The 1,468-nt window shown below is 71.3% G+C and carries 2 protein-coding genes; one reads left to right on the forward strand and one right to left on the reverse strand.

Annotated elements, in window-relative coordinates:
• On the reverse strand, positions 1–489 hold a 489-nt coding region (locus tag K6I33_RS34975), incomplete at its 3' end, for a toll/interleukin-1 receptor domain-containing protein (protein ID WP_229358820.1).
• Positions 490–598: 109 nt separating this feature from the next.
• On the opposite strand from K6I33_RS34975, the gene K6I33_RS34980 reads away from it, so the two are divergent.
• On the forward strand, positions 599–1,468 hold an 870-nt coding region (locus tag K6I33_RS34980; protein ID WP_238492410.1), incomplete at its 3' end, for an SLC13 family permease.

Genomic DNA, 1,468 nt, shown 5'->3' on the forward strand with positions numbered 1-1,468 from the left:
GCTCTGGGGGAAGCCGGGGAAGCCGGGGTGGCGGTCGGGCCGGGCGCGGCCGTCGAGGGCGTGGCCGACGCGGGTGAGGAGGAGGTCGCGGGCGGCCGCGGTCTCGTGGACGCCGACGAGGTCGACGTAGGTGATGGTGGCGAGGAGTCCCTCGACGGGGATGTCCTCCACGCGCACGGTGATCAGTCTGCGTTCGGGGGCGTCGGGGTCGGCGCGCAGCGCGGCCTGCCACTCCATGCGCCCGTAGCGGGAGCGTTCATAGTTGCGGGAGAGGACGGCGATGACAGCGACGGACTCGCTGACGCCGCGGTCCATGAAGTCGACGAAGTTGGTGCCCGGTACGAAGTCCCAGGCCTGGAGGACGGTGCGGTAGCCGGCCTCCTCCAGGGTCCAGGCGATCCAGGCCGCCCAGCGCTCGTCGGCCGGGGAGTAGCTGATGAAGAAGTCCAACGGCCGCTGCCGTCCGTCGGTTTCCTGGCGTGCCACCATGACTCCATCCTAGGAACGGAGTTCCCCGGGGTCACTGTGTTCGTCATGAACGCTGTGCCATGCTCGGGGCGTGCGTGTCTTACGACGGCTGTCCTCGTTCCTGCATCCCCTGGACTGGCTCGCGGGCGGGATCCTGGCCTGCGGCCTGCTGTTCCTGGCGACGGGGCTGCTGCCGGCGGGGTCGGCCGGGGACGCGATGCGGCGGATCGCGCCGTTGCTGGCGTTCCTGGGCACGGTGATCGTGCTGGCCGAACTCACCAGCAGGGCCGAGGTGTTCGACGTGGTGGCCTCGGGGGTGGCGCGGGTCGGGCGGGGCAGTTACGCGAGGCTGTTCGTGTTGTGCGTGGGGTTCGCCTCGGTCACCACGATCACGCTCAACCTCGATACGACGGCCGTGCTGCTGACGCCCGTGATGCTGGCGCTGGCGGGCCGGGTGGGGATCGCGGCGGTGCCGCTGGCGATGACGACGGTGTGGCTGGCCAATACGGCGAGTCTGCTGCTGCCGGTGTCGAATCTGACGAATCTGCTGGCGGCGGACCGGGTGGCCCTCTCCCCCATGGGCCTGGCGGAGCGGATGTGGGCGCCCCAACTGGCGTCGGTCGCGGTGACGATGGGGTGTCTGTGGCTGTTCTACTGGCGCCGTGGCCGCCGGGGTGCGGAGCGGTATGTTCCGCCGGAGGTCCACCGGCCCGCCGACCGGGTGCTGTTCCGGGTGTGCGCGGTGGCCTGCGTGGGCTTTCTGCTGGCGATCCTGATCGACGCGGTGCCGCTGTGGACGGCGTCGGCGGTGGCGGCCGCGCTCGCCGTGGCGGCCTTCGCGGTGCGGCGACGCGGGGCGCTGCGGCTGTCGTTGGTGCCGTGGCGGCTGTTGATCCTGGTGCCGGGGTTGTTCCTGGTGGTGGAGACGGTCAATGTCAATGGACTCCACGATCTGCTGGCGCGGGCGGTGGGCACGGACGGCGGGCTGCCGGGGATGCTG

Origin of the sequence: Streptomyces sp. UNOB3_S3 (assembly GCF_020740895.1) — a bacterium.
Classification (GTDB): domain Bacteria; phylum Actinomycetota; class Actinomycetes; order Streptomycetales; family Streptomycetaceae; genus Streptomyces.